At 54.3% G+C, this 23,987-nt stretch carries 21 protein-coding genes and 5 tRNA genes; 25 read left to right on the top strand and 1 reads right to left on the bottom strand.

The annotated features are described in order from the left end of the window. Nucleotides 1-192: 192 nt before the first annotated feature. The 18 genes from ACJJIC_RS00545 (at nucleotide 193) to tuf (ACJJIC_RS00460) (ending at nucleotide 19,178) form a co-directional block, all read left to right on the top strand. Nucleotides 193-268, top strand: a tRNA-Thr gene (locus ACJJIC_RS00545). A 111-nt stretch (nucleotides 269-379) separates the two neighbouring features. Next, nucleotides 380-463, top strand: a tRNA-Tyr gene (locus ACJJIC_RS00540). A 61-nt stretch (nucleotides 464-524) separates the two neighbouring features. Continuing rightward, nucleotides 525-598, top strand: a tRNA-Gly gene (locus tag ACJJIC_RS00535). A 68-nt stretch (nucleotides 599-666) separates the two neighbouring features. Further along, nucleotides 667-741, top strand: a tRNA-Thr gene (locus ACJJIC_RS00530). A gap of 130 nt (nucleotides 742-871) precedes the next feature. Continuing rightward, nucleotides 872-2,065 carry an elongation factor Tu gene (gene tuf / locus ACJJIC_RS00525; RefSeq protein WP_252084404.1) on the top strand — a complete coding sequence of 398 codons (1,194 nt, stop codon included), beginning with the start codon at nucleotides 872-874 and terminating at the stop codon, nucleotides 2,063-2,065. Nucleotides 2,066-2,166: 101 nt separating this feature from the next. Beyond that, nucleotides 2,167-2,242 (top strand) — tRNA-Trp (locus tag ACJJIC_RS00520). 116 nt (nucleotides 2,243-2,358) lie between these two features. Then, nucleotides 2,359-2,727 (top strand): preprotein translocase subunit SecE, encoded by a 369-nt coding sequence (gene secE, locus ACJJIC_RS00515; protein ID WP_152451114.1) that lies wholly within the window; start codon nucleotides 2,359-2,361, stop codon nucleotides 2,725-2,727. Nucleotides 2,728-2,737: 10 nt separating this feature from the next. Further along, a complete protein-coding gene (gene nusG, locus ACJJIC_RS00510) occupies nucleotides 2,738-3,271 on the top strand; it encodes a transcription termination/antitermination protein NusG (RefSeq protein WP_252084405.1) in 534 nt (177 codons plus the stop codon). Nucleotides 3,272-3,429: 158 nt separating this feature from the next. Next, entirely contained in the window at nucleotides 3,430-3,861 is a 432-nt protein-coding gene (gene rplK / locus ACJJIC_RS00505) for a 50S ribosomal protein L11 (protein ID WP_252084406.1), read from the top strand. Beyond that, nucleotides 3,862-4,557: a 50S ribosomal protein L1 gene (gene rplA / locus ACJJIC_RS00500; RefSeq protein ID WP_152451120.1), complete on the top strand. Its 696-nt coding sequence runs from the start codon at nucleotides 3,862-3,864 to the stop codon at nucleotides 4,555-4,557. A 279-nt stretch (nucleotides 4,558-4,836) separates the two neighbouring features. Continuing rightward, a complete protein-coding gene (rplJ, locus tag ACJJIC_RS00495; RefSeq protein WP_020411124.1) occupies nucleotides 4,837-5,331 on the top strand; it encodes a 50S ribosomal protein L10 in 495 nt (164 codons plus the stop codon). 78 nt (nucleotides 5,332-5,409) lie between these two features. Next, a complete protein-coding gene (rplL, locus tag ACJJIC_RS00490) occupies nucleotides 5,410-5,778 on the top strand; it encodes a 50S ribosomal protein L7/L12 (protein ID WP_252084407.1) in 369 nt (122 codons plus the stop codon). A gap of 294 nt (nucleotides 5,779-6,072) precedes the next feature. Then, nucleotides 6,073-10,146: a DNA-directed RNA polymerase subunit beta gene (rpoB, locus tag ACJJIC_RS00485; RefSeq protein ID WP_444887950.1), complete on the top strand. Its 4,074-nt coding sequence runs from the start codon at nucleotides 6,073-6,075 to the stop codon at nucleotides 10,144-10,146. A 131-nt stretch (nucleotides 10,147-10,277) separates the two neighbouring features. Further along, nucleotides 10,278-14,507 (top strand): DNA-directed RNA polymerase subunit beta', encoded by a 4,230-nt coding sequence (gene rpoC / locus ACJJIC_RS00480; RefSeq protein WP_444891418.1) that lies wholly within the window; start codon nucleotides 10,278-10,280, stop codon nucleotides 14,505-14,507. Between the two features lie 249 nt (nucleotides 14,508-14,756). Next, nucleotides 14,757-15,131 carry a 30S ribosomal protein S12 gene (rpsL, locus tag ACJJIC_RS00475; RefSeq protein ID WP_067150990.1) on the top strand — a complete coding sequence of 125 codons (375 nt, stop codon included), beginning with the start codon at nucleotides 14,757-14,759 and terminating at the stop codon, nucleotides 15,129-15,131. Nucleotides 15,132-15,241: 110 nt separating this feature from the next. Continuing rightward, entirely contained in the window at nucleotides 15,242-15,712 is a 471-nt protein-coding gene (gene rpsG, locus ACJJIC_RS00470) for a 30S ribosomal protein S7 (protein WP_143729448.1), read from the top strand. Between the two features lie 90 nt (nucleotides 15,713-15,802). Then, complete coding sequence (gene fusA, locus ACJJIC_RS00465; protein WP_252084410.1) at nucleotides 15,803-17,908, top strand: elongation factor G; 2,106 nt, start codon at nucleotides 15,803-15,805, stop codon at nucleotides 17,906-17,908. A gap of 76 nt (nucleotides 17,909-17,984) precedes the next feature. Further along, nucleotides 17,985-19,178, top strand: coding sequence for an elongation factor Tu (tuf, locus tag ACJJIC_RS00460; RefSeq protein WP_252084404.1), 1,194 nt, complete (start codon nucleotides 17,985-17,987; stop codon nucleotides 19,176-19,178). A 667-nt stretch (nucleotides 19,179-19,845) separates the two neighbouring features. Here tuf (ACJJIC_RS00460) and ACJJIC_RS00455 read toward each other — a convergent pair. Beyond that, nucleotides 19,846-20,322 carry an aminoacyl-tRNA deacylase gene (locus tag ACJJIC_RS00455; RefSeq protein WP_444883681.1) on the bottom strand — a complete coding sequence of 159 codons (477 nt, stop codon included), beginning with the start codon at nucleotides 20,320-20,322 and terminating at the stop codon, nucleotides 19,846-19,848. Between the two features lie 175 nt (nucleotides 20,323-20,497). On the opposite strand from ACJJIC_RS00455, the gene rpsJ reads away from it, so the two are divergent. From rpsJ to rplV, 7 genes are all read left to right on the top strand, one after another. Then, nucleotides 20,498-20,809, top strand: a complete 312-nt coding sequence (rpsJ, locus tag ACJJIC_RS00450) for a 30S ribosomal protein S10 (RefSeq protein WP_010133849.1) — start codon at nucleotides 20,498-20,500, stop codon at nucleotides 20,807-20,809. Between the two features lie 111 nt (nucleotides 20,810-20,920). After that, complete coding sequence (gene rplC, locus ACJJIC_RS00445) at nucleotides 20,921-21,556, top strand: 50S ribosomal protein L3 (protein WP_252084412.1); 636 nt, start codon at nucleotides 20,921-20,923, stop codon at nucleotides 21,554-21,556. An 18-nt stretch (nucleotides 21,557-21,574) separates the two neighbouring features. Further along, nucleotides 21,575-22,189, top strand: a complete 615-nt coding sequence (rplD, locus tag ACJJIC_RS00440; RefSeq protein ID WP_252084413.1) for a 50S ribosomal protein L4 — start codon at nucleotides 21,575-21,577, stop codon at nucleotides 22,187-22,189. Further along, complete coding sequence (gene rplW, locus ACJJIC_RS00435; protein WP_152451143.1) at nucleotides 22,186-22,482, top strand: 50S ribosomal protein L23; 297 nt, start codon at nucleotides 22,186-22,188, stop codon at nucleotides 22,480-22,482. Before rplD ends, rplW begins: the two co-directional genes overlap by 4 nt. A gap of 14 nt (nucleotides 22,483-22,496) precedes the next feature. Continuing rightward, a complete protein-coding gene (gene rplB, locus ACJJIC_RS00430) occupies nucleotides 22,497-23,321 on the top strand; it encodes a 50S ribosomal protein L2 (protein WP_020411387.1) in 825 nt (274 codons plus the stop codon). Nucleotides 23,322-23,358: 37 nt separating this feature from the next. Further along, nucleotides 23,359-23,637, top strand: coding sequence for a 30S ribosomal protein S19 (rpsS, locus tag ACJJIC_RS00425; protein ID WP_020411388.1), 279 nt, complete (start codon nucleotides 23,359-23,361; stop codon nucleotides 23,635-23,637). Nucleotides 23,638-23,652: 15 nt separating this feature from the next. Beyond that, nucleotides 23,653-23,985 (top strand): 50S ribosomal protein L22, encoded by a 333-nt coding sequence (gene rplV, locus ACJJIC_RS00420; RefSeq protein ID WP_020411389.1) that lies wholly within the window; start codon nucleotides 23,653-23,655, stop codon nucleotides 23,983-23,985. Nucleotides 23,986-23,987 lie beyond the last annotated feature (2 nt).

Genomic DNA, 23,987 nt, shown 5'->3' with positions numbered 1-23,987 from the left:
TGGGGTTGGGCTAGAGGTCTAGGTCCCCAGCCGTGAAACAAGGTTCACCGTATTTTTCTATACGTGGCAACAGGCGACATAAAAATTCTGATTTTTCTGCAAGAAGGGTGTTGCGTGTCGGGATAACTTCCCATAGAATCCCGCCTCCATTGACGAGGGTGACTATTCAACTTCGGCAATGGACGGGATAGGGCTGGCGTAGCTCAGTTGGTAGAGCAGCTGACTTGTAATCAGCCGGTCGGGGGTTCGACTCCTCTCGCCAGCTCCATTTTTATCCCGGCGCTGCTCGACATTAGATTTTTCAGCTAAGTCTGTGAAATTTAAAGAAAAAAATGTTGACAGCGCGGCGGAAGGTGTAGAAAATGCACCCCGCATTGAGGCAGGGGTTCCCGAGTGGCCAAAGGGATCAGACTGTAAATCTGACGCGAAAGCTTCGGTGGTTCGAATCCACCCCCCTGCACCATTTTTTTACACCGTAAGGTGTTGCCGGCAAGACAGGTAGTTTTGTCTGGAGGCTCCCGCAAGCGGGCATAGTTCAATGGTAGAACCTCAGCCTTCCAAGCTGATGATGCGGGTTCGATTCCCGCTGCCCGCTCCAATTATGGGTTCGGCTGGAATGCTCTCCAAAATGGCAAGCCTTGTGGTCGCCTAGGAAGGCGTTGATTTGCTCATGTAGCTCAGGGGTAGAGCACACCCTTGGTAAGGGTGAGGTCGGCGGTTCAAATCCGCCCATGAGCTCCATTTTTTAATAGCCGCAAGAGTGAGAGCTCTTGCGGTTGTTTGTGTCCGGGGTCGGGCTTTTCCGGGTCGGATGCGCATGTTCTGTACGTGGGTGGTGCCGTTAGCGGCTCATCTATATTAGGAGGCTGCAATGGCAAAAGAAAAGTTTGAACGTTCCAAGCCCCACGTGAACGTGGGCACCATCGGTCACGTTGACCACGGTAAAACCACCCTGACCGCTGCTCTGACCCGCGTATGTGCGGAAGTATGGGGCGGTGACGCTGTTGCTTTTGATGGTATCGACAATGCTCCGGAAGAGCGTGAGCGCGGTATCACCATCGCTACTTCTCACGTTGAGTACGAGTCCCCGACTCGCCACTACGCGCACGTAGATTGCCCGGGACACGCCGACTACGTTAAGAACATGATCACCGGTGCTGCTCAGATGGACGGCGCTATCCTGGTATGTTCCGCAGCTGACGGCCCCATGCCGCAGACTCGTGAGCACATCCTGCTTTCCCGTCAGGTAGGTGTACCTTACATCGTTGTATTCCTGAACAAAGCGGACATGGTAGACGACGAAGAGCTGCTCGAGCTGGTAGAAATGGAAGTTCGCGAACTTCTGGACCAGTACGAGTTCCCAGGTGACGACACTCCGATCATCGTTGGTTCCGCTCTGATGGCCCTGAACGGCGAAGACGACAACGAAATGGGTACTACCGCTGTTAAGAAGCTGGTAGAAACTCTGGACGAGTACATCCCTGAGCCGGAGCGTGCAGTAGATCAGCCGTTCCTGATGCCGATCGAAGACGTATTCTCCATTTCTGGCCGTGGTACCGTAGTAACTGGTCGTGTAGAGCGTGGTGTAATCAACACTGGCGACGAAGTTGAGATCGTTGGTATTAAAGAAACCACCACCACTACCTGTACTGGTGTTGAAATGTTCCGCAAGCTGCTCGACGAAGGTCGTGCTGGTGAGAACATCGGTGCGCTGCTGCGTGGCACCAAGCGTGACGAAGTAGAGCGTGGTCAGGTACTGGCTAAGCCGGGCTCCATCACTCCGCACACCAAGTTCGAAGCGGAAGTGTACATCCTGTCCAAGGACGAAGGTGGTCGTCACACCCCGTTCTTTAAAGGCTACCGTCCTCAGTTCTACTTCCGTACTACCGACGTAACTGGTGCGGTTGAGCTGCCGGAAGGCACTGAAATGGTAATGCCGGGTGACAACATTCAAATGGTTGTTACCCTGATCGCTCCGATCGCCATGGAAGACGGCCTGCGCTTCGCTATCCGCGAAGGTGGTCGTACCGTAGGTGCGGGCGTTGTTGCTAAGATCATTGAGTAATCTTTGATCTTCGTGTCGCCAGGGTTCCCTGGTGGCGCAGTAGATAAGAGGGTGGTCTGTAGCCCTCTTTATCTTCGGGTGCTAATGCACCCAAGCTGTACAGGCCAGTAGTTCAATTGGTAGAGCACCGGTCTCCAAAACCGGGTGTTGGGGGTTCGAGTCCCTCCTGGCCTGCCATTTTAAACACTCCACTTGAAATAAGTTTAGGGGTGTCGCAAGACCCTACTTGTCAGTGGGGCTTTTGTGTTTTTGAGCACTAAGGGCTTATCTGTAGTGCGCTAAGGGCTTCATATATGAATGCTAAAGCAGAAGCGAAAACCTTTCGTCTTGACGGCCTGAAATGGCTGCTAATAGTGCTGCTGGTTGGTGGTGCTGTGGCGGGCAATTCTTATTATGCCGAATTCCCCCTGATTTACCGCGTGCTGGCAGTGACTGCAATCTGCCTGGCTGCCCTGGTTGTCGCGGTGAATACTGCGAAGGGTAATGCACTCTGGCAACTGTTGCGCGAAGCGCAAACGGAAGTCAGGCGCGTGGTTTGGCCGACTCGTCAAGAGGCCACCCAGACGACTGTGATTGTGGTGGTTTTTGTGTTGATTATGGCGCTAATTCTCTGGGCGCTGGACTCCGCTTTAGGTTGGGCGGCATCCAAACTCATCGGCTAAAGGTTGATACATGTCAAAGCATTGGTATGTGGTCCAGGCTTACTCGGGCTATGAGAAGCGTGTAGCTAGCTCTCTCAAGGAGCGAATTGAGCTGCACGAAATGGATCACCTGTTTGGTGAAGTGCTGGTTCCCACCGAAGAAGTGGTGGAGATGCGAGCAGGGCAAAAGCGCAAGAGTGAGCGCAAGTTCTTCCCCGGTTATGTCCTGGTGGAAATGGAACTGAATGACGATACTTGGCACTTGGTAAAAGAAACTCCTCGAGTGCTCGGTTTTATCGGAGGCAAGGCGGATAGGCCGGCCCCGATCACTGATCGCGAAGCGCAGGCTATCCTGAATCGAATCGACGATTCCGCCGATAAGCCCAAGCCCAAGACCCTATTTGAGCCAGGTGAAATGGTTCGGGTTATCGATGGTCCGTTTAATGATTTCAACGGTGTGGTCGAAGAGGTCAACTACGAGAAGAGTCGCTTGCGAGTGGCTGTGTTGATCTTTGGACGCTCCACCCCAGTTGAACTGGAGTTCAGTCAGGTAGAGAAAACCTGATTCCAGTATAAATTTTTTGCCCTCTTTCGCCGCAAGGTGGAAGGGGGTTTTCGCGTCCCCGGAAAATAGATTTTATTGGTCGGGGCGGGGAGCCAGTTGCAGTAACCATTAACGGTTAGGTGTAGCGGGCGTTACCACCCATCTAGAGGAGAGCTGTAATGGCTAAGAAAGTAGAAGCTTATATCAAGCTGCAAGTTAAGGCCGGTCAGGCCAACCCAAGTCCGCCCGTTGGTCCTGCACTGGGTCAGCACGGCGTGAACATCATGGAATTCTGTAAGGCGTTCAACGCCCAGACTCAAGGCCTTGAGCCGGGTCTGCCGGTGCCGGTTGTGATCTCTGTATACAGCGATCGCTCCTTCACCTTCATCATGAAATCTCCGCCCGCCGCAGTACTGCTGCGCAAGGCCGCCAAGATCAAGAGTGGTTCCGGTCGCCCGAATACCGACAAGGTCGGTAAGGTTACCCGCGCTCAGATCGAAGAGATCGTAGAAATGAAAAAGGCTGACCTGACTGCATCCGATATGGACGCGGCCGTGCGCACCATCGCCGGTTCCGCACGCAGTGCCGGTATCGAAGTGGAGGGTCTCTAAGTGGCTAAATTGAGCAAGCGTCAGCGCGTAATCGCTGAGAAAGTTGAAGCTGGTAAAGCATACGGCATCGAAGAAGCCGTAGCTCTGCTGAAAGAGCTGTCCAACGTTAAGTTTGCAGAGACTGTAGACGCTTCTGTAAACCTGGGTATCGATCCGCGTAAATCCGACCAGGCTGTTCGCGGTGCGACCACTCTGCCGCACGGTACTGGTAAAGAAGTTCGCGTAGCTGTTTTCACCCAGGGTGCAAACGCTGATGCCGCTAAAGAAGCGGGCGCTGACCTGATCGGTATGGACGAGCTGGCTGCCGACGTTAAAGCGGGCAAGATGGACTTCGACGTAGTAATCGCTTCTCCCGATGCGATGCGCGTTGTAGGTCAGCTGGGTCAAATCCTCGGCCCGCGCGGCCTGATGCCGAACCCGAAGACTGGCACTGTAACTCCAGACGTTGCTACCGCAGTTAAAAATGCCAAAGCTGGTCAGGTGCGTTTCCGCGCTGACAAAGGCGGCATCATCCACGGTGGTATCGGCAAAGTTGCTTTCGATGCGAACTTGCTGAAAGAGAACCTGGAAGCTCTGGTAGCAGACCTGAAGAAGGCCAAGCCGGCTTCTGCAAAAGGTGTGTACCTGAAGAAGATCACCCTGAGCACCACTATGGGCCCAGGTCTGGTTATCGACCAGTCTTCCCTGAACATCTAATTGAAGCTGTGCGCTGACACTGTTGGCGTATGGTAAATCGAACTTTGGGGTCCACTTGATGCTTAGGCAGAAATGTGGGCCGTCAAAGACCGTAGGTGCCAGATGCGTTGAGGTTTAACGTGTCCGGCTTAATCCAAATCTCGGCCAGGTTGGTCGTTGAGAGGTTTGAGCCTACGCAGACGGTGTCGCCCAAACCAGTATTTTTACTGGATTTGAGCTTTATGCACCGGAACGGATCGGGCTTTGAGCCCGGTTTTTTTCAAATCCAGGAGTGACACTATGGCTATTGGACTCGAAGACAAGAAAGCGATTGTCGCAGATGTCCAGCAAGCTGCTGAGGGTGCTCTGTCTGCGGTAGTTGCGGATTCCCGCGGCGTTACCGTAAATGACATGACTGCCCTGCGCAAAGAGGCTCGCGAGAACGGCGTTTGGTTGAAAGTCGTCCGCAATACTCTGGCGCGTCGCGCTCTGGCAGGAACCGATTACGAATGTCTGACTGACAAATTCGTAGGTCCTAGCATCATTGCATTCTCTAACGAACACCCAGGTGCCGGCGCGCGCATCCTGAGCCAGTTCGCCAAGGGCAATGACAAGCTGGAACTGAAAGGTGCTGCCTTCGAAGGCGCGATCACCGACGTCGCATTGTTGGCAAGCCTGCCGACTTACGACGAGGCGATCGCCAAGCTGATGAGCGTGTTGAAAGAAGCATCTGCTGGCAAGCTGGTCCGCACTATTGCGGCCGTTCGCGACCAAAAAGAGCAGGAAGCTGCGTAATTGTATTCGCTTTAGCGAATCGCGGTTTCAAAACGAAATACGAGCAGCTACTGCTCAAACCAATTCAGGTAATGACTCATGTCTCTGACTAAAGAAGATATCATCAACGCTGTTGCCGAAATGTCTGTTAAAGACGTTGTTGAGCTGATCGAAGCAATGGAAGAGAAGTTCGGTGTAACTGCTGCAGCAGCAGTTGTAGCCGGCCCGGCTGGTGGCGAAGCTGCCGCTGAAGAGAAAGACTCTTTCGACGTAGTTCTGACTTCTGCAGGCGACAAGAAAGTGAACGTGATCAAGGTTGTTCGCGGCATCACCGGCCTGGGCTTGAAAGAAGCCAAGGCACTGGTTGACGGCGCTCCAAGCCCGCTGAAAGAAGGCGCAACCAAAGACGAAGCTGAAGCCGCTAAGAAAGAGCTGGAAGAAGCTGGCGCAACTGTAGAACTGAAGTAATTCGGTTGTTGCGATTCCCGCTATTGGTCGCCTAAAACGACACATAGCGGTAAGGCTGGTGGACTTTTGTCCGCCGGCCTTTTTGCCGTTTGCGGTACTGAGGTTTTAGCGGTGCCGGCGGTATAAAACCGTGGCAAACCTCATTTAACCATAGCGCAGTTGCGCTGCCCGAAAGCAAGCGGAGAGGTTTCTGAACAGCGCAGGCAATCTGTGTTGTTCAGAGGCTTCTCGCCCGGAGGGGCTCCCGAATGGAGTCCCACGAAGTCTTGTCACTGATCAAGCTGGGGAATTTGAATGGCTTACTCATATACTGAGAAAAAACGTATCCGCAAGGATTTTGGCAAACTGCCTAAGGTCATGGATGTGCCCTTCCTGCTTGCGATACAGCTGGATTCATATCGCAATTTTACACAGGCCGACAAGCGCCCCGACGATCGCTTAGATGTCGGCCTGCAGGCGGCGTTTAAATCCGTATTTCCGATTGTCAGCTATTCAGGCAATGCCGCTCTGGAGTACGTGAGCTACACACTGGGTAAGCCCGCTTTCGATGTTAAGGAATGTACTCTGCGCGGCGTGACCTACGCCTGTCCGCTGCGTGTACGTGTGCGCCTGATTATTTACGATAAAGAGTCTGCGAATAAGTCCATTAAGGACATCAAAGAGCAGGAAGTTTACATGGGCGAAATCCCGCTCATGACCGACAACGGTACCTTTGTAATTAATGGTACTGAGCGTGTTATCGTATCCCAGCTACACCGTTCCCCAGGTGTATTTTTCGATCACGACAAAGGCAAGACCCATTCCTCCGGTAAGCTGCTGTACGCCGCGCGTGTAATTCCTTATCGTGGCTCCTGGCTGGACTTCGAATTCGATCCAAAGGACTTGGTATTCGTTCGTATCGACCGCCGCCGCAAACTGCCTGCGACAATTCTGTTGCGTGCACTGGGATATAGCTCCCAGGAAATGCTGGAGATGTTCTTCGAGACCAGCAAGTTTGAACTGCAGGAAGACCGCGTTAGCCTGGAACTGATTCCCTCCCGCTTGCGCGGTGACGTGGCCTCTTTTGATATTAAAGATGGCCAGGGCAAGGTGATTGTGGAAGAGGGGCGTCGTATCACCCCGCGTCATATTCGCCAGCTGGAGAAAGCCGGCGTAGAAAAGCTGGACGCGCCACTGGAATACCTGTTTGGCCGTATTCTGGCTCACGATATTGTCGATGAGTCTACTGGTGAAATTGCAGTTGAGTGTAATGCTGAGATTACCGCTGAAGTAATCGCCCAGTTACGCACGCTCAATATTAAGACTTTCGAAACGCTGTACACCAATGATCTAGACCGTGGACCGTTTATCTCCGATACCCTGCGTGCAGAGCCTTCCCGCACTCAGCTGGAAGCGCTGGTAGAGATCTACCGCATGATGCGCCCAGGCGAGCCGCCCACCAAGGAATCTGCGGAATCCCTGTTTGAAAACCTGTTCTTCACCGACGAGCGCTACGATCTGTCCGCCGTTGGTCGCATGAAGTTCAATCGTCGCCTGGGCCGTGAAGACGAGACTGGCGAAGGTACCCTGAGCAAAGAAGATATCGTCGATGTACTGAAGACCTTGATCGATATCCGTAACGGTCAGGGCATGGTGGACGATATCGATCACCTGGGGAACCGCCGCGTGCGCTCCGTTGGTGAGATGGCCGAGAACCAGTTCCGCGTTGGTCTGGTACGTGTGGAGCGCGCGGTCAAAGAGCGCCTGTCCATGGCGGAGTCCGAAGGCCTGATGCCGCAGGACCTGATCAATGCCAAGCCGGTTGCCGCTGCCGTGAAGGAATTCTTCGGTTCCTCGCAGCTGTCCCAGTTTATGGACCAGAACAACCCGCTGTCGGAAGTGACTCACAAGCGTCGTGTTTCCGCACTGGGCCCAGGTGGTTTGACCCGTGAGCGCGCTGGCTTTGAGGTGCGCGACGTGCACCCGACGCACTACGGCCGCGTATGTCCGATTGAGACGCCGGAAGGACCGAACATCGGTCTGATCAACTCCCTGGCCACTTACGCTCGCGCTAACCACTACGGTTTCCTCGAGAGTGCTTATCGCAAAGTGGTTGATGGCAAGGTAACCGACGAAATCGCTTACCTGTCAGCGATCAATGAAGCAAATTACATTATTGCCCAGGCGTCTGCGGAAGTAGATGACAACGGCAACTTCATTGATGACCTGATCAGCGTGCGTCACCATGGCGAATTTACCCTGAAAGCACCGGGTGAAATCCAGTATATGGATGTTTCCGCCAAGCAGGTGGTTTCTGTCGCTGCGGCGATGATCCCGTTCCTTGAGCACGATGACGCCAACCGTGCATTGATGGGCTCGAACATGCAGCGTCAGGCGGTACCGACCCTGCGTGCTGAAAAGCCGCTAGTAGGCACCGGTATGGAGCGCACAGTAGCGCGCGACTCCGGGGTATGTGTGGTAGCCAAGCGTGGCGGTGTGATTGAGCGTGTTGATTCCAGCCGTGTGGTAGTCCGCGTGGCGGACGCTGAGGTGGAAGCCGGTGATGCAGGTGTAGATATTTATAACCTGACCAAATACATCCGCTCCAACCAGAATACCTGTATCAATCAGCGTCCGATTGTTAACACTGGTGATCGCGTAACCCGCGGCGATATCCTTGCCGATGGTCCTTCTGTTGACCTGGGTGAGCTGGCTCTAGGCCAGAATATGCGCATCGCCTTTATGCCCTGGAATGGTTACAACTTTGAGGACTCCATCCTCATTAGTGAGCGCGTTGTACAGGAAGACCGCTTCACCACTATTCACATCCAGGAACTGACCTGTATTGCCAGAGATACCAAACTGGGTAGTGAGGAGATCACTGCGGATATCCCCAATGTGGGCGAGTCTGCGCTGAATAAGTTGGACGAGTCCGGCATTGTATATATCGGTGCGGAAGTAGGTGCCGGCGATATCCTGGTCGGTAAGGTTACTCCTAAAGGCGAAGCACAGCTGACCCCAGAAGAGAAGCTGCTGCGTGCAATCTTCGGTGAAAAAGCTTCCGACGTTAAAGACACTTCCCTGCGCGCGCCCAGTGGCACCCGTGGTACCGTGATTGACGTTCAGGTGTTCACCCGTGACGGCCTGCAGAAAGATCAGCGTTCCATCGATATTGAGAAGGCGCAGCTGGATGAGGTTCGCAAGGACCTGAATGAGGAATACCGCATTGTCGAAGGCGCTACCTTTGAGCGTCTGCAGCAAGCACTGCTGGGCCAGAAGGCTGCCGGTGGTAAAGGTATCAGCAAGGGCCAGGAGCTCACTACTGAAGTACTCGCCACTCTGCCGCGTGAAGACTGGTTCAAGCTGCGCATGGAAGACGAGGGTCTCAACGAGCAGCTGGAGAAGGCAGAAGTACAGCTGAAAGAGCGTCGCAAGCTGCTCGACGAAGCCTTTGAAGACAAGAAGAAAAAACTGGAGTCCGGCGATGACCTGGCTCCGGGCGTATTGAAAATCGTCAAGGTCTACCTAGCGATCAAACGCCGCATCCAGCCGGGCGACAAGATGGCCGGTCGCCACGGTAACAAGGGTGTGATCTCCGTAATCAAGCCCGTTGAAGACATGCCTTACGACCAAAACGGTGAGCCGGTAGACATCGTTCTGAACCCACTGGGTGTTCCCTCGCGGATGAACGTTGGTCAGGTTCTGGAAATGCACCTGGGTATGGCTGCTAAAGGTCTTGGCGTCAAAATCGACAAGATGATCAAGGAGCAGCAGGAAGTCGCCAAGGTGCGCGGATTCCTGGAAGAGGTCTACAACTCCACAGGCGGTCGCAAGGAAGAACTGGATCAGTTCTCCGATCAGGAAGTCATGACCATGGCGCAAAACCTGCGTCGCGGTGTACCCATGGCGACCCCGGTATTCGACGGTGCCGATGAGAGCGAGATCAAGCAATTGCTGCGCCTCGCCGATATCCCTGATTCCGGCCAGATCACTCTGCACGACGGTCGTACCGGTGATGCTTTCGAGCGTCCGGTTACCGTGGGCTACATGTACATGCTGAAGCTGAACCACCTGGTGGACGACAAGATGCACGCGCGTTCCACTGGCTCCTACAGCCTGGTTACTCAGCAGCCGCTGGGTGGTAAGGCACAGTTCGGTGGTCAGCGTTTCGGGGAGATGGAAGTGTGGGCGCTGGAAGCCTACGGCGCCGCATACACCCTGCAGGAAATGCTCACGGTCAAATCAGACGACGTGGAAGGGCGGACCAAGATGTACAAAAACATCGTGGATTCCGACCACCGTATGGAGCCTGGCATGCCGGAGTCCTTCAACGTACTGGTTAAGGAAATCCGCTCTCTCGGTATGAACTTCGAGCTCGAGCACGAGTAAGACCGATTGGTGCAAAAGCCTGTTCGCAGGTGAATTGAGACAAGCGCCGGCACCCTGGAAGCAGTGGGGTTGCCGGCCCGCCCGGCCCGGCGTAACGGCCGGGTTGACTACCCCCTAGTGGAGGAAAGGCCTTGAAAGATTTATTAAATCTGGTGAAGTCCCAGGAGCACCTGGAAGAGTTTGATGCGATTCGTATCGGTCTGGCCTCGCCGGACATGATCCGCTCCTGGTCCTACGGCGAAGTGAAGAAGCCGGAGACCATCAACTACCGTACCTTCAAGCCTGAGCGTGAAGGCTTGTTCTGCGCCAAGATCTTCGGCCCGGTAAAAGACTACGAGTGCTTGTGCGGTAAGTACAAGCGCATGAAGCACCGCGGTATTATCTGTGAGAAGTGCGGCGTTGAGGTCACCAAAGCCAAGGTGCGCCGTGAGCGTATGGGCCACATTGAACTGGCCAGCCCGGTTGCGCACATCTGGTTCCTGAAATCCCTGCCGTCCCGTATCGGCCTGTTGCTGGATATGACCCTGCGCGATATTGAGCGCGTGCTGTACTTCGAATCCTACGTGGTAACCGAGCCCGGCATGACTACCCTGGAGCGCGGCCAGCTGCTGAACGATGAGCAGTACTTTGAGGCGATGGAAGAGTTCGCCGATGAGTTTGAAGCGAAAATGGGTGCCGAGGCAATCCAGGAGTTGATGGCAGATATTGAGCTGCCGGTTGAGATCCAGCGCCTGCGGGAAGAGATCCCAGCGACCAATTCCGAAACCAAGATCAAGAAACTGTCCAAGCGCCTGAAGCTGCTGGAAGCCTTCTACAAATCCGGTAACAACCCGGAGTGGATGGTGATGAAGGCTCTGCCGGTTCTGCCACCGGATCTGCGTCCGCTGGTACCGCTGGATGGTGGCCGCTTTGCGACCTCCGATCTGAACGATCTCTACCGTCGTGTGATCAACCGTAACAACCGTCTGAAGCGTCTGCTCGAGTTGAATGCGCCGGATATTATCGTGCGTAACGAAAAGCGTATGTTGCAGGAATCTGTCGATGCACTGTTGGATAACGGCCGTCGCGGCCGCGCTATCACCGGCTCCAACAAGCGCCCGCTGAAGTCCCTGGCTGACATGATTAAAGGTAAACAGGGCCGCTTCCGTCAGAACCTGCTGGGTAAGCGTGTGGACTACTCCGGTCGTTCCGTGATCGTGGTTGGCCCGACCCTGCGCCTGCACCAGTGTGGTCTGCCCAAGAAAATGGCTCTGGAGCTGTTCAAACCGTTTATTTTCGGCAAGCTCGAAACTCGCGGTCTGGCCACTACCATCAAAGCCGCCAAGAAAATGGTGGAGCGCGAAGAGGCCATCGTTTGGGATATCCTCGACGAGGTGATCCGCGAGCACCCGGTACTGCTCAACCGAGCACCGACCCTGCACCGTCTGGGTATTCAGGCGTTCGAGCCGGTACTGATTGAAGGTAAAGCGATCCAGCTACATCCGCTGGTTTGTGCTGCCTATAACGCCGACTTCGACGGCGACCAGATGGCGGTACACGTACCTTTGACCATCGAAGCGCAGCTGGAATCCCGCGCGCTGATGATGTCCACCAACAACATCCTGTCGCCCGCCAATGGTGAGCCGATCATCGTACCGTCCCAGGACGTGGTACTGGGCCTGTACTGGATGACCCGCGAGCGCGTCAACGATAAAGGCGAGGGTATGTCCTTCTCCGATATCAAAGAGGTGAGCCGTGCCTTTTATGCCAAGCAGGTTGGCTTACAGGCGAAGGTTAAAGTGCGTATCCGCGAAAATATTGTGGGTGAAGATGGTGAGAAACACGAAACCATCTCTGTACAGGACACCACTGTAGGCCGCGCGCTGCTGTGGAATATTGTCCCGGAAGGCCTGCCCTTCGAGCTGGTTAACCAGCCGATGAAGAAGAAGTCTATTTCCCGTGTACTGAACGAGTGCTACCGTAAGGTGGGCCTGAAGGCGACCGTTATCTTCGCCGACCAGCTGATGTACACCGGTTTTGATTTCTCTACCAAGTCCGGTTCCTCCATTGGTGTGAACGACTTCGAAATCCCGGCCGAGAAAGCTCAGTTGATCGAATCCGCGGAAGCGGAAGTGAAGGAAATTGAAAGCCAGTTTGCCTCTGGTCTGGTAACCCAGGGTGAAAAATACAACAAGGTCATCGATGTTTGGTCCCGTACCAACGATAAGGTGACCCAGGCGATGATGGCGGGCATTAAGAAAGAGAGGGTGATTGACCGAGAGGGCAAAGAGACCCAGCAGGACTCTTTCAACTCTGTTTTCATGTATGCAGACTCCGGTGCACGGGGCTCCGAAGCACAGATTCGTCAGCTCGCTGGTATGCGTGGTCTGATGGCCCGTCCAGACGGCTCCATTATCGAGAACGCCATTACCGCGAACTTCCGTGAAGGTCTGACCGTACAGCAGTACTTCATCTCGACACACGGTGCTCGTAAAGGTCTGGCGGATACCGCACTGAAAACCGCGAACTCTGGTTATCTGACCCGTCGCCTGGTGGACGTTGCTCAGGACGTGGTAATTACCGAACTGGATTGTGGCACTGACGACGGCCTGACCATGGCGCCGGTAATCGAGGGTGGTGACGTTATCGAATCTCTCGGTGACCGTATCCTAGGTCGTGTTGTGGCTCGCGATGTATTGAAGCCCGGCAGCGATGAAATCGCCGTTTCCGCCGGCACCATGATCGACGAGAAGTGGGTAGAGCGCATCGAAGCCATGGGTATCGATGAGGTTCTGGTTCGCTCCCCGATCACCTGTACTACTGCACACGGTATCTGTGCCCAGTGTTACGGCCGCGACCTGGCCCGAGGCCACCGCGCCAACCCGGGTGAATCTGTGGGCGTTGTTGCCGCACAGTCCATCGGTGAGCCGGGCACCCAGCTGACCATGCGTACCTTCCACATCGGTGGTGCTGCGAGCCGCGCTTCTGCCGCAGACAGTATCCAGGTGAAGCTGGGCGGTACCGTTCGTCTGCACAATGTGAAGACCGTTAAGACCGAAGCTGGCAACTTGGTAGCGGTTTCCCGCTCCGGTGAGTTGGCAATTGCCGATAGCGCTGGGCGCGAGCGCGAGCGCTACAAGCTGCCTTACGGTGCTGTAATCAGTGTCTATGAGGGTGCTGAGGTTGATGGTGGCCAGATTGTGGCCAAGTGGGATCCGCACACCCACCCGATCATCACCGAAGTTGCCGGTTGGGTGAAACTGTCCGGTATGGAAGAGGGTCTCTCCATCCGCAAGCAGACCGATGAAATTACCGGTCTGTCCTCGATCGAAATTATCGATCCAGCCGAGCGTCCGGCGGCAGGTAAAGACCTGCGTCCAGCGGTAACTCTGTTGGATGAGAACGGTGAAGAACTGACTCTGGCCAACAGTAATGCCCCCGCGCACTACGCACTGCCGGCACGTGCAATTCTCAGCCTGAAGAATGGTGACAAGGTGAACGTGGGTGACGTAATCGCACGTATCCCGCAGGAATCTGGCGGTACCAAGGACATCACCGGTGGTCTGCCCCGTGTTGCCGACTTGTTTGAAGCGCGTAAACCGAAAGAACCGTCCATCCTGGCGGAGATCTCCGGTACCGTTTCCTTCGGTAAAGAGACCAAAGGCAAGGTGCGTCTGCAGATCACCCCGCGTGATGGCAAGCCGCTGGCCAACGGTAAGGACCACTACGAGGTTCTGATTCCGAAGCACCGTCAGCTGACTGTGTTCGAGGGTGAAACTGTAGAAAAGGGTGAGGTTATCTCTGATGGCCCGTCCAACCCGCACGATATTCTGCGTCTGAAAGGCGTTGAAGAACTAGCGCGCTACATCACTAACGAGATCCAGGAAGTTTACCGTCTCCAGGGTGTAGGTATTAACGATAAGCACATCGAGACTATTGTGCGCCAGATGCTGCGCAAGGTGGAAATCCTCGAGATGGGCGATTCCAGCTTAATTAAGGGCGACCAGGTGGAATACCAGCGCGTGATCGAAGAGAACGAGCAGTTGCGCGCCGAAGGCAAACAGCCCGCTCAGTTCGAGCGCCTGTTGCTGGGTATTACCAAAGCGTCTCTGGCCACTGAGTCCTTCCTGTCTGCGGCTTCGTTCCAGGAGACTACCCGCGTTCTGACCGAGGCGGCGGTAACCGGTAAAGAAGATAGCCTGCGCGGTTTGAAAGAGAACGTGGTTGTGGGCCGCTTGATTCCGGCCGGTACCGGTCTGGCCTACCACGCAGAACGCAAGCGCAAGCGCAACCTGCAGCTGGAAGAAACCTTCGGCGAAGGTCCTTCTGCAGCAGAGGTAGAAGCGGCACTGACCGAGGCCCTCAAGTCCTCTGGCGAATAAGGCGTATTCCACTCCATCCGATGATGGAGTGGGGTAGGTCGGGGCACTTCGGTGCTCAATCTGATATTGGCGACTGTCTGTGATGTAAGCACTTACTTCTGTCGCCGATTGACTAGGCGGGTTGTCGCTTATAGAATGCGGCCCCCGCTGATGTGGGGTGTTTCGTTCGACCTCTGGGTCGGCGCTACACACAGACGACAGGCCCTCACTTTTAGAGGTGGGGGCATTTTATTTTTGGAGTGATTTTTAATGGCAACGATCAACCAGTTGGTTCGTAAGCCGAGAAAACGCAAAGTCGAAAAAAGCGACGTTCCCGCTCTGCAGGCTAGCCCGCAGCGTCGTGGAGTTTGCACTCGCGTGTACACCACTACACCGAAAAAGCCGAACTCCGCACTGCGCAAAGTTTGCCGTGTGCGTCTGACCAACGGTTACGAAGTAACTTCGTACATCGGTGGTGAAGGCCACAACCTGCAGGAGCACAGCGTGGTACTGATTCGCGGCGGTCGTGTAAAAGACCTGCCGGGTGTGCGCTACCACACTGTACGCGGTGCACTTGACTGTGCCGGCGTAAACGATCGCAAGCAGGGCCGTTCTAAATACGGCGCCAAGCGTCCTAAAGGTTAATCGCCTTTAACGATTTGCGTTTCGGTTTCCAACCGGAGTAAGGCTGAGCTCGCCGGATTGTAAGGTTTTACGGCGGCGTCTCAGAATAACCCTGAAGAGAGGCAATTCCCATGCCGAGAAGACGAGTAGTCGCTAAGCGCGAAGTACTGCCCGACCCCAAGTTCGGGAACGTCACCCTAGCCAAGTTCATGAACCACGTCATGATCAGCGGCAAGAAATCAGTAGCAGAGCGCATTGTATACGGTGCCCTTGATACTATTTCTGAAAAATTGAACAAAGACCCGATCGAAGTGTTTGAAGAGTCTTTGGAAAACATCGCGCCTATGGTGGAAGTTAAATCCCGCCGTGTTGGTGGTGCGACCTATCAGGTGCCTGTAGAAGTGCGCCCCTCGCGCCGTACGGCTCTGGCAATGCGTTGGCTGGTAGAGTTCTCCCGCAAACGCGGCGAGAAGTCTATGGCTCAGCGCCTGGCCAATGAAATGATCGATGCAGCTCAGAACAAGGGCGGCGCGGTCAAGAAGCGTGAAGATGTACACCGCATGGCGGAAGCCAACAAGGCGTTCTCTCACTACCGCTTCTAAGTCTGATGATTACCAACATCGGAAATTAATACCGAAAGGCAGCACGGAAATTTCCAGGCTGCCTTTTGCCGTTATATCGAGGATACAACTGTGGCACGTAAAACGCCTATCGCACGCTACCGTAACATCGGTATCTGTGCCCACGTAGACGCCGGTAAAACCACCACTACTGAGCGCGTACTTTTCTACACTGGTCTGTCCCACAAAATTGGTGAGGTGCACGAAGGCGCCGCAACCATGGACTGGATGGAGCAGGAGCAGGAGCGTGGTATTACTATCACCTCCGCTGCAACCACCTGTTTCTGGGCTGGCATGCAGCAGCAGTTCGATCAGCACCGCGTAAACATCATCGACACCCCAGGACACGTTGACTTTACCATTGAAGTAGAGCGCTCCTTGCGCGTACTCGACGGCGCGGTTGTTGTACTGTGTGGTTCCTCTGGTGTTCAGCCGCAAACTGAAACCGTTTGGCGCCAGGCCAACAAATACCACGTGCCGCGTATGGTATTCGTGAACAAAATGGACCGCGCCGGTGCGAACTTCCGCAACGTTGTGGACCAGCTGAAAGATCGTTTGAACGCGAACGCCGTACCGCTGCAAATGACCATCGGTGCTGAGGACGAGTTTAAGGGTGTTGTTGACCTGGTGAAAATGAAGGCCATTCTGTGGAATGAAGCCGATCAGGGCATGACCTTCGACTACGCTGACATCCCCGCTGAGCTGCAGGACGAGTGCGACGAAATGCGCGAGTACCTGGTAGAAGCGGCCGCTGAAGCCAGCGAAGAGCTGATGGAAAAGTACCTGGAAGAGGGTGAGCTGACCGAAGAAGAGATCAAGGCAGCTATCCGTCAGCGTACCCTGGCCAATGAAATCGTACCGGTTCTGGGCGGCTCTGCGTTCAAGAACAAGGGCGTGCAGGCCATGCTGGACGCGGTTATCGAATACCTGCCGGCGCCGACTGAAGTAAAGGCGATCGAAGGTACGCTGGAAGACGGCGAAACCGTTGAGACTCGCGAAGCCGACGATGATGCTCCGTTCGCCGCTCTGGCGTTCAAAATTGCTACCGACCCCTTCGTTGGTACCCTGACTTTCTTCCGCGTTTACTCCGGTAAGCTGGAGAGCGGTACTGCGGTATACAACTCCGTAAAAATGAAGAAAGAGCGCGTTGGTCGTATGGTGCAGATGCACTCCAACGATCGTAAAGAGATTAAAGAAGTACTGGCGGGTGACATCGCAGCTGCGATTGGTCTGAAAGACGTGACCACTGGTGACACCCTGTGTGCCGAGAGCAACAAAATTGTTCTGGAGCGCATGGAATTCCCAGAGCCGGTAATCTCCGTAGCGGTTGAGCCCAAGTCCAAGCCGGACCAGGAAAAAATGGGTATTGCCCTCGGCAAGCTGGCCCAGGAAGACCCGTCTTTCCGCGTGAAGACCGACGAAGAAACTGGCCAGACCATTATCTCTGGTATGGGTGAGCTGCACCTGGACATCATCGTCGACCGTATGCGTCGCGAGTTCAATGTTGAAGCGAACATCGGTAAGCCTCAGGTGGCCTACCGCGAAGCGATCCGTAACACCTCTGAGATCGAAGGTAAGTTCGTTCGTCAGTCCGGTGGTCGCGGTCAGTTCGGACACGTTTGGGTGAAATTCGAGCCCGCTGAGGATGAGTCCGCAGAAGGCCTGGAATTCGTTAACGAAATCGTGGGCGGTGCAGTACCTAAGGAATATATCCCTGCGGTATCAAAAGGTATCGAAGAGCAGATGCAAAACGGTGTTCTGGCTGGCTACCCGCTGCTAGGCCTGAAAGCGACTCTGTATGACGGTTCCTACCACGATGTGGACTCCAGTGAAATGGCGTTTAAAATCGCCGGTTCTATGGCGACCAAGAAGCTCTCCTCTGTGGGTGGCGCGGTATTGCTTGAGCCGATGATGAAGGTGGAAGTAGTAACTCCAGAAGAGAACATGGGTGACGTAGTTGGCGACCTCAACCGTCGTCGCGGCCTTATCCAGGGTATGGAAGACAACCCCGCTGGTAAGGTGGTAAACGCAGAAGTGCCTCTGGCAGAGATGTTCGGTTACGCAACCGACCTGCGTTCTGCTACTCAGGGCCGTGCTACCTACACCATGGAATTCCTGAAGTACTCCGAAGCGCCGAAAAACGTTGCCGATGAGATCATCGCCAAGAACAAAGCCTAATTAACTTCTGCTCAAAGGGGGCCGGGCCAACAGCTGGGGCCCCTTTGGCAAACTTTTAGCTAGAGGACATCTAAAGATGGCAAAAGAAAAGTTTGAACGTTCCAAGCCCCACGTGAACGTGGGCACCATCGGTCACGTTGACCACGGTAAAACCACCCTGACCGCTGCTCTGACCCGCGTATGTGCGGAAGTATGGGGCGGTGACGCTGTTGCTTTTGACGGTATCGACAATGCTCCGGAAGAGCGTGAGCGCGGTATCACCATCGCTACTTCTCACGTTGAGTACGAGTCCCCGACTCGCCACTACGCGCACGTAGACTGCCCGGGACACGCCGACTACGTTAAGAACATGATCACCGGTGCTGCTCAGATGGACGGCGCTATCCTGGTATGTTCCGCTGCTGACGGCCCCATGCCGCAGACTCGTGAGCACATCCTGCTGTCCCGTCAGGTAGGTGTACCTTACATCGTTGTATTCCTGAACAAAGCGGACATGGTAGACGACGAAGAGCTGCTCGAGCTGGTAGAAATGGAAGTTCGCGAACTTCTGGACCAGTACGAGTTCCCAGGTGACGACACTCCGATCATCGTTGGTTCCGCTCTGATGGCCCTGAACGGCGAAGACGACAACGAAATGGGTACTACCGCTGTTAAGAAGCTGGTAGAAACTCTGGACGAGTACATCCCTGAGCCGGAGCGTGCAGTAGATCAGCCGTTCCTGATGCCGATCGAAGACGTATTCTCCATCTCTGGTCGTGGTACCGTAGTAACCGGTCGTGTAGAGCGTGGTGTAATCAACACTGGCGACGAAGTTGAGATCGTTGGTATTAAAGAAACCACCACCACTACCTGTACTGGTGTTGAAATGTTCCGCAAGCTGCTCGACGAAGGTCGTGCTGGTGAGAACATCGGTGCGCTGCTGCGTGGCACCAAGCGTGACGAAGTAGAGCGTGGTCAGGTACTGGCTAAGCCGGGCTCCATCACTCCGCACACCAAGTTTGAAGCGGAAGTGTACATCCTGTCCAAGGACGAAGGTGGTCGTCACACCCCGTTCTTTAAAGGCTACCGTCCTCAGTTCTACTTCCGTACTACCGACGTAACTGGTGCGGTTGAGCTGCCGGAAGGCACTGAAATGGTAATGCCGGGCGACAACATTCAAATGGTTGTTACCCTGATCGCTCCGATCGCCATGGAAGACGGCCTGCGCTTCGCTATCCGCGAAGGTGGTCGTACCGTAGGTGCGGGCGTTGTTGCCAAGATCATTGAGTAATAGTTACTTTTGATCTAAATAAAAAACCGCAGCGGACGCGCTGCGGTTTTTTTTTGCCGATATTTTTTTGTTTTTTCTCGCCAATGCAGCCTGTTAAGTGTTTATTTGAATTGGCTGCTCGGGAGAGTTTTGTGGGCAAGTGCTTGCAAAGAAAAACCGTAAAAAAGGTTGTCGGAGAGGTTCAAGTTTAGCCTCGTAATTTATGATGAGCGTAGCTGTAGTTGTGCAATTTGATAAAGATTTATAAAGGCTTTATTTGAGGGATATTTATTCGCGATAGCGTATTGGAGAGAGTTAAATTGGGGGTTGTTTTATCTTGTGTATAGCTTTTTGAGCGTTAGCATTTGCTGTGTTCTCATTGTGGCTCTGCAGGGCTTTAAGTAGCGTAGGTGTCCTGCTTTACAAGCTAAAACCTCTTCAGGGTATGTATTTGTTTTGTGTTTTGCAGAGATGTTTGTGGTAGTTAAAACAAATATCCCTGTGCCCAGCGATTTGCTGGTCTAGCCTGGTAGCTGGTGGGGTGCTTATCTAATTGGATAGGTTGGTGGAAGGCAGTGTTTGCTGGTCAGAATCCTGTGGCTCTGGCTTGAGCAGCACCACAGGATTACATTTCTTTGTGGCGCCTTATTCAGGCTGATATTTCAAATCCTTCTGCTTCTAGGGTTGCTTATGGCCAGTCCTTACTAAGATCAGCGCTTCGACACCCGGCAAACAGTTTATTGAATTGTGGTCCATTCATTTCTACCAGTTCTTCGTGGTCACCCGCCTCAAAAAAGATCGTCTCACAGCGGCTGAGCCCGCTGTCTATCAGAGTAGTAATGCCATAAGCCTGGCCGACAGGGGGTAGGGCGCCCAGCTCGCAGTCTGGGAAGACCGATCCCAGCTCATTTTCTGCGACCATCTCCAGGTCGTTGCGGCCAGTTTCAGTGTGCACTGCGCGTAGATCCAGGCTGCTGCTGGCGGGTATTACCGCCATCACGAACCCCTCCTTATCGCGCAACAGGATTGCCTTGGCTACCTGGTCTTCGCGCACATGAGCAGCGTGGGCGCTTTCTCGACTGGTGCGAGTGTGGGGATGCTGTATTAGGTGGTAGTCAACTGACTGGTCATTCAAGTATTGACTCAATCTCGCAGCAATAGTCATGTCGTTACCCTCGATTTACCTAAGGTACTCCATTGTAGTTTGAGCCGATTGAAATTTGATCATGCTGTACAGTTGACAGCCTCTTGTACGCCCCGTAGAATTCGCGCTCCTTTTCGCCCGCCCTCGGGGTTGCGAGAAAGGACGTTCTTTAGTTCATAAGTTGGAGTTTGATTCCATGCAGGGTCAACGTATCCGAATTCGCCTGAAGGCCTTCGATCACAAGCTGATCGACGCGTCTACTCAGGAGATCGTAGAGACGGCTAAGCGCACTGGCGCACAAGTTCGCGGTCCTATCCCGCTGCCGACTCGCAAAGAGAAGTACACCGTACTGATTTCCCCGCACGTTAATAAAGACGCTCGCGACCAGTATGAGATCCGTACTCACAAGCGTTTGCTGGACATCGTTGAGCCTACCGAGAAAACCGTCGACGCGCTGATGAAGCTCGATCTGGCGGCCGGTGTTGAGGTCCAAATTAGTCTCGGCTAAACACTTTTAACTAACTACCGAACCCCAGGCGAAAAAGGTCTGGGTAGTGTAACGCTCTGAAATTGGGCGGCCGCAGTGGGTTAAAGCCCCGTGCACTGAGAGGTTAATAAGATGACTATAGGTATTGTCGGCCGCAAGAGCGGCATGACTCGCGTCTTCACTGAAGATGGCGTATCCATTCCGGTAACCGTTGTTGAGGTTGCTCCGAATCGCGTCACCCAGGTGAAAACTGTGGAAACCGATGGCTATGCCGCTGTTCAAGTAGCAGTGGGTAACCGTAAGGCTTCCCGTGTCTCCAAGCCCGAAGCGGGCCACTTCGCCAAAGCCAATGTAGAGGCTGGCACTAATCTTTTCGAACTGCGTACTGACGCTTCCGAAGAGACTTTCGAAATCGGTTCTGAAATCACTGTAAGCAGCTTTGAAGCTGGCCAGAAGATCGACGTAACCGGCACTTCCAAGGGTAAAGGCTTCCAGGGTGGCGTTAAGCGCTGGAACTTCCGTACTCAGGACGCAACCCACGGTAACTCTCTGTCTCACCGCGCTCCCGGTTCTATCGGTCAGTGCCAGACTCCTGGCCGCGTATGGAAAGGCAAGAAAATGGCCGGACACATGGGTGCTGAGCGTGTAACCGTGCAGAACCTGGAAGTAGTTCGTGTCGATGCCGAACGCAACCTGCTGCTGGTTAAAGGCGCTGTTCCCGGTGCTCCCGGTGGCAACGTTATCGTTCGTCCGGCAGTAAAAGCCTAAGTCTGAGGGGAATTAGATATGGAACTGAATATCGCTACTCCCGAAGGCGCTAAAGGCACAGTAGCTGTCTCTGAAGTGACTTTCGGACGTGAGTTCAACCAAGATCTGGTACACCAGGCAGTTGTCGCCTACATGGCTGGCGCTCGTCAGGGTACCAAGGCGCAGAAGAACCGTTCTGATGTTTCCGGTGGTGGTAAAAAGCCCTGGCGCCAAAAAGGTACTGGCCGCGCACGTGCCGGTACTATCCGCAGCCCGCTGTGGCGCTCCGGTGGTGTAACTTTCGCCGCTGACCCGCGTGATCACAGCGTTAAGCTGAACAAAAAGATGTACCGCGCTGCACTGCGCTGCATCCTGTCTGAGCTGGCTCGTCAGGAGCGCTTGATAGTGGTTGAGTCCTTCGATGTGGACGCGCCCAAGACCAAGCAACTGGTTAGCAAACTGGCTCAGTTTGACCTGTCCGATGCGCTGATCGTGACTGAAGAGGTTAGCGAAAACCTGTACCTGGCCGCTCGCAACTTGCACAAAATCGATGTTCGTGATGTGCAGGCGATCGATCCAGTAAGCCTGATTCGCTTTGATAAGGTCGTGGTTACCGTTTCTGCGCTCAAGAAAATTGAAGAGGTGCTGGGATGAACCAAGAGCGACTCTACAAAGTACTGCTGGGCCCGGTAATTTCCGAAAAAGCTGCTGTGCTGGCCGATAGCGCCAACCAGGTAGTTTTCAAGGTTTCCACCGATGCCGAAAAAGCTGAGATCAAGGCCGCGGTTGAAAAGCTGTTTAACGTTTCTGTTGAGCAGGTTCGCACCGTGAACGTTAAAGGTAAAACCAAGCGTACCCGCTACGGCATGGGCCGTCGCAGCGATTGGAAAAAAGCCTACGTTCGCCTGGCCGAAGGCAGCGACATCAACTTTGAAGCTGCTGAGTAAAGGGGACTGTTACAATGGCAATTGTAAAAACAAAACCGACCTCCGCCGGCCGTCGACACCTGGTTAAGGTTGTTAACCCCGACCTGCACAAGGGTGCTCCTTACGCTCCTCTTTTAGAGAGCAAGAGTAAAAGCGGTGGCCGTAACAACAACGGTCGTATCACCACTCGTCATATCGGCGGTGGTCACAAGCAGCACTACCGCGTAATCGACTTCAAGCGCAACAAAGACGGTATCCCGGCTAAAGTTGAGCGTCTGGAGTACGATCCCAACCGCAGCGCACATATCGCTCTGGTTTGTTACGCGGATGGTGAGCGTCGTTACATTATCGCACCGAAAGGCCTCAAGGCTGGCGCCACCATTCAGTCCGGCGATGCCGCACCGATTGCTGTGGGCAACACCCTGCCTCTGCGCAACGTTCCGGTGGGTTCTGTAATTCACGGTATCGAGCTGAAGCCTGGTAAAGGCGCTCAGTTGGCCCGTTCTGCGGGTGCTTCTGTACAGCTGGTAGCCCGTGAAGGCCAGTACGCGACTATTCGTCTGCGTTCCGGCGAAATGCGCAAGGTTCTCGCTGAGTGCCGCGCAACCCTGGGTGAAGTGAGCAACTCCGAGCACAGCCTGCGCAAGCTGGGTAAAGCTGGTGCTGCACGCTGGCGTGGTGTTCGTCCTACCGTTCGCGGTGTGGCGATGAACCCGGTAGATCACCCGCACGGTGGTGGTGAAGGTCGTACCTCTGGTGGCCGTCACCCTGTTACTCCGTGGGGCGTTCCGACCAAGGGTAAGAAAACGCGCAAGAACAAGCGCACCGATAAGATGATTGTACGTCGTCGCGGCAAGTAAGCCGCGCGATGTCTGAGCAGCTAGAGAGGAATCGACAGTGCCACGCTCATTAAAAAAAGGTCCCTTTATTGATCTGCACTTGATCAAGAAGGTGGAGGCGGCGATTGAAGCAAACGATCGTCGACCGATTAAAACCTGGTCCCGCCGTTCCATGATTATGCCGGAAATGGTTGGACTGACGATTGCCGTTCACAACGGTCGTCAACACGTGCCCGTTTTGGTTAACGAAGAAATGGTTGGCCATAAACTGGGCGAGTTCGCTGCTACCCGCACTTACCGCGGTCACGCTGCGGACAAGAAAGCGAAGAAGCGCTAAGCCGAGGTTAAAAAGATGGAAGTAGCAGCAAAATTACGCGGCGCACGTCTATCGGCGCAAAAGGCGCGACTGGTAGCTGATCAGGTTCGCGGCAAAGGCGTTGAAGAAGCCCTGGATATTCTTGCATTTAGCAATAAAAAGGGTGCGGCGATCGTCAAGAAAGTACTGGAATCGGCCATTGCCAACGCTGAGCACAACGAAGGTGCTGACGTTGACGAGCTGAAGGTTTCCACAATTTTTGTGGACGAAGGTATGACCATGAAGCGCATTAAACCGCGTGCGAAAGGTCGTGCAGATCGCATTCTTAAGCGTACTTGTCACATCACTGTGAAAGTGGCCGAGAAATAAGA

It is taken from the genome of Microbulbifer mixtoriginis (SeqCode), assembly GCF_052468275.1.
This window is presented reverse-complemented; position numbering and strand designations above follow the sequence as displayed.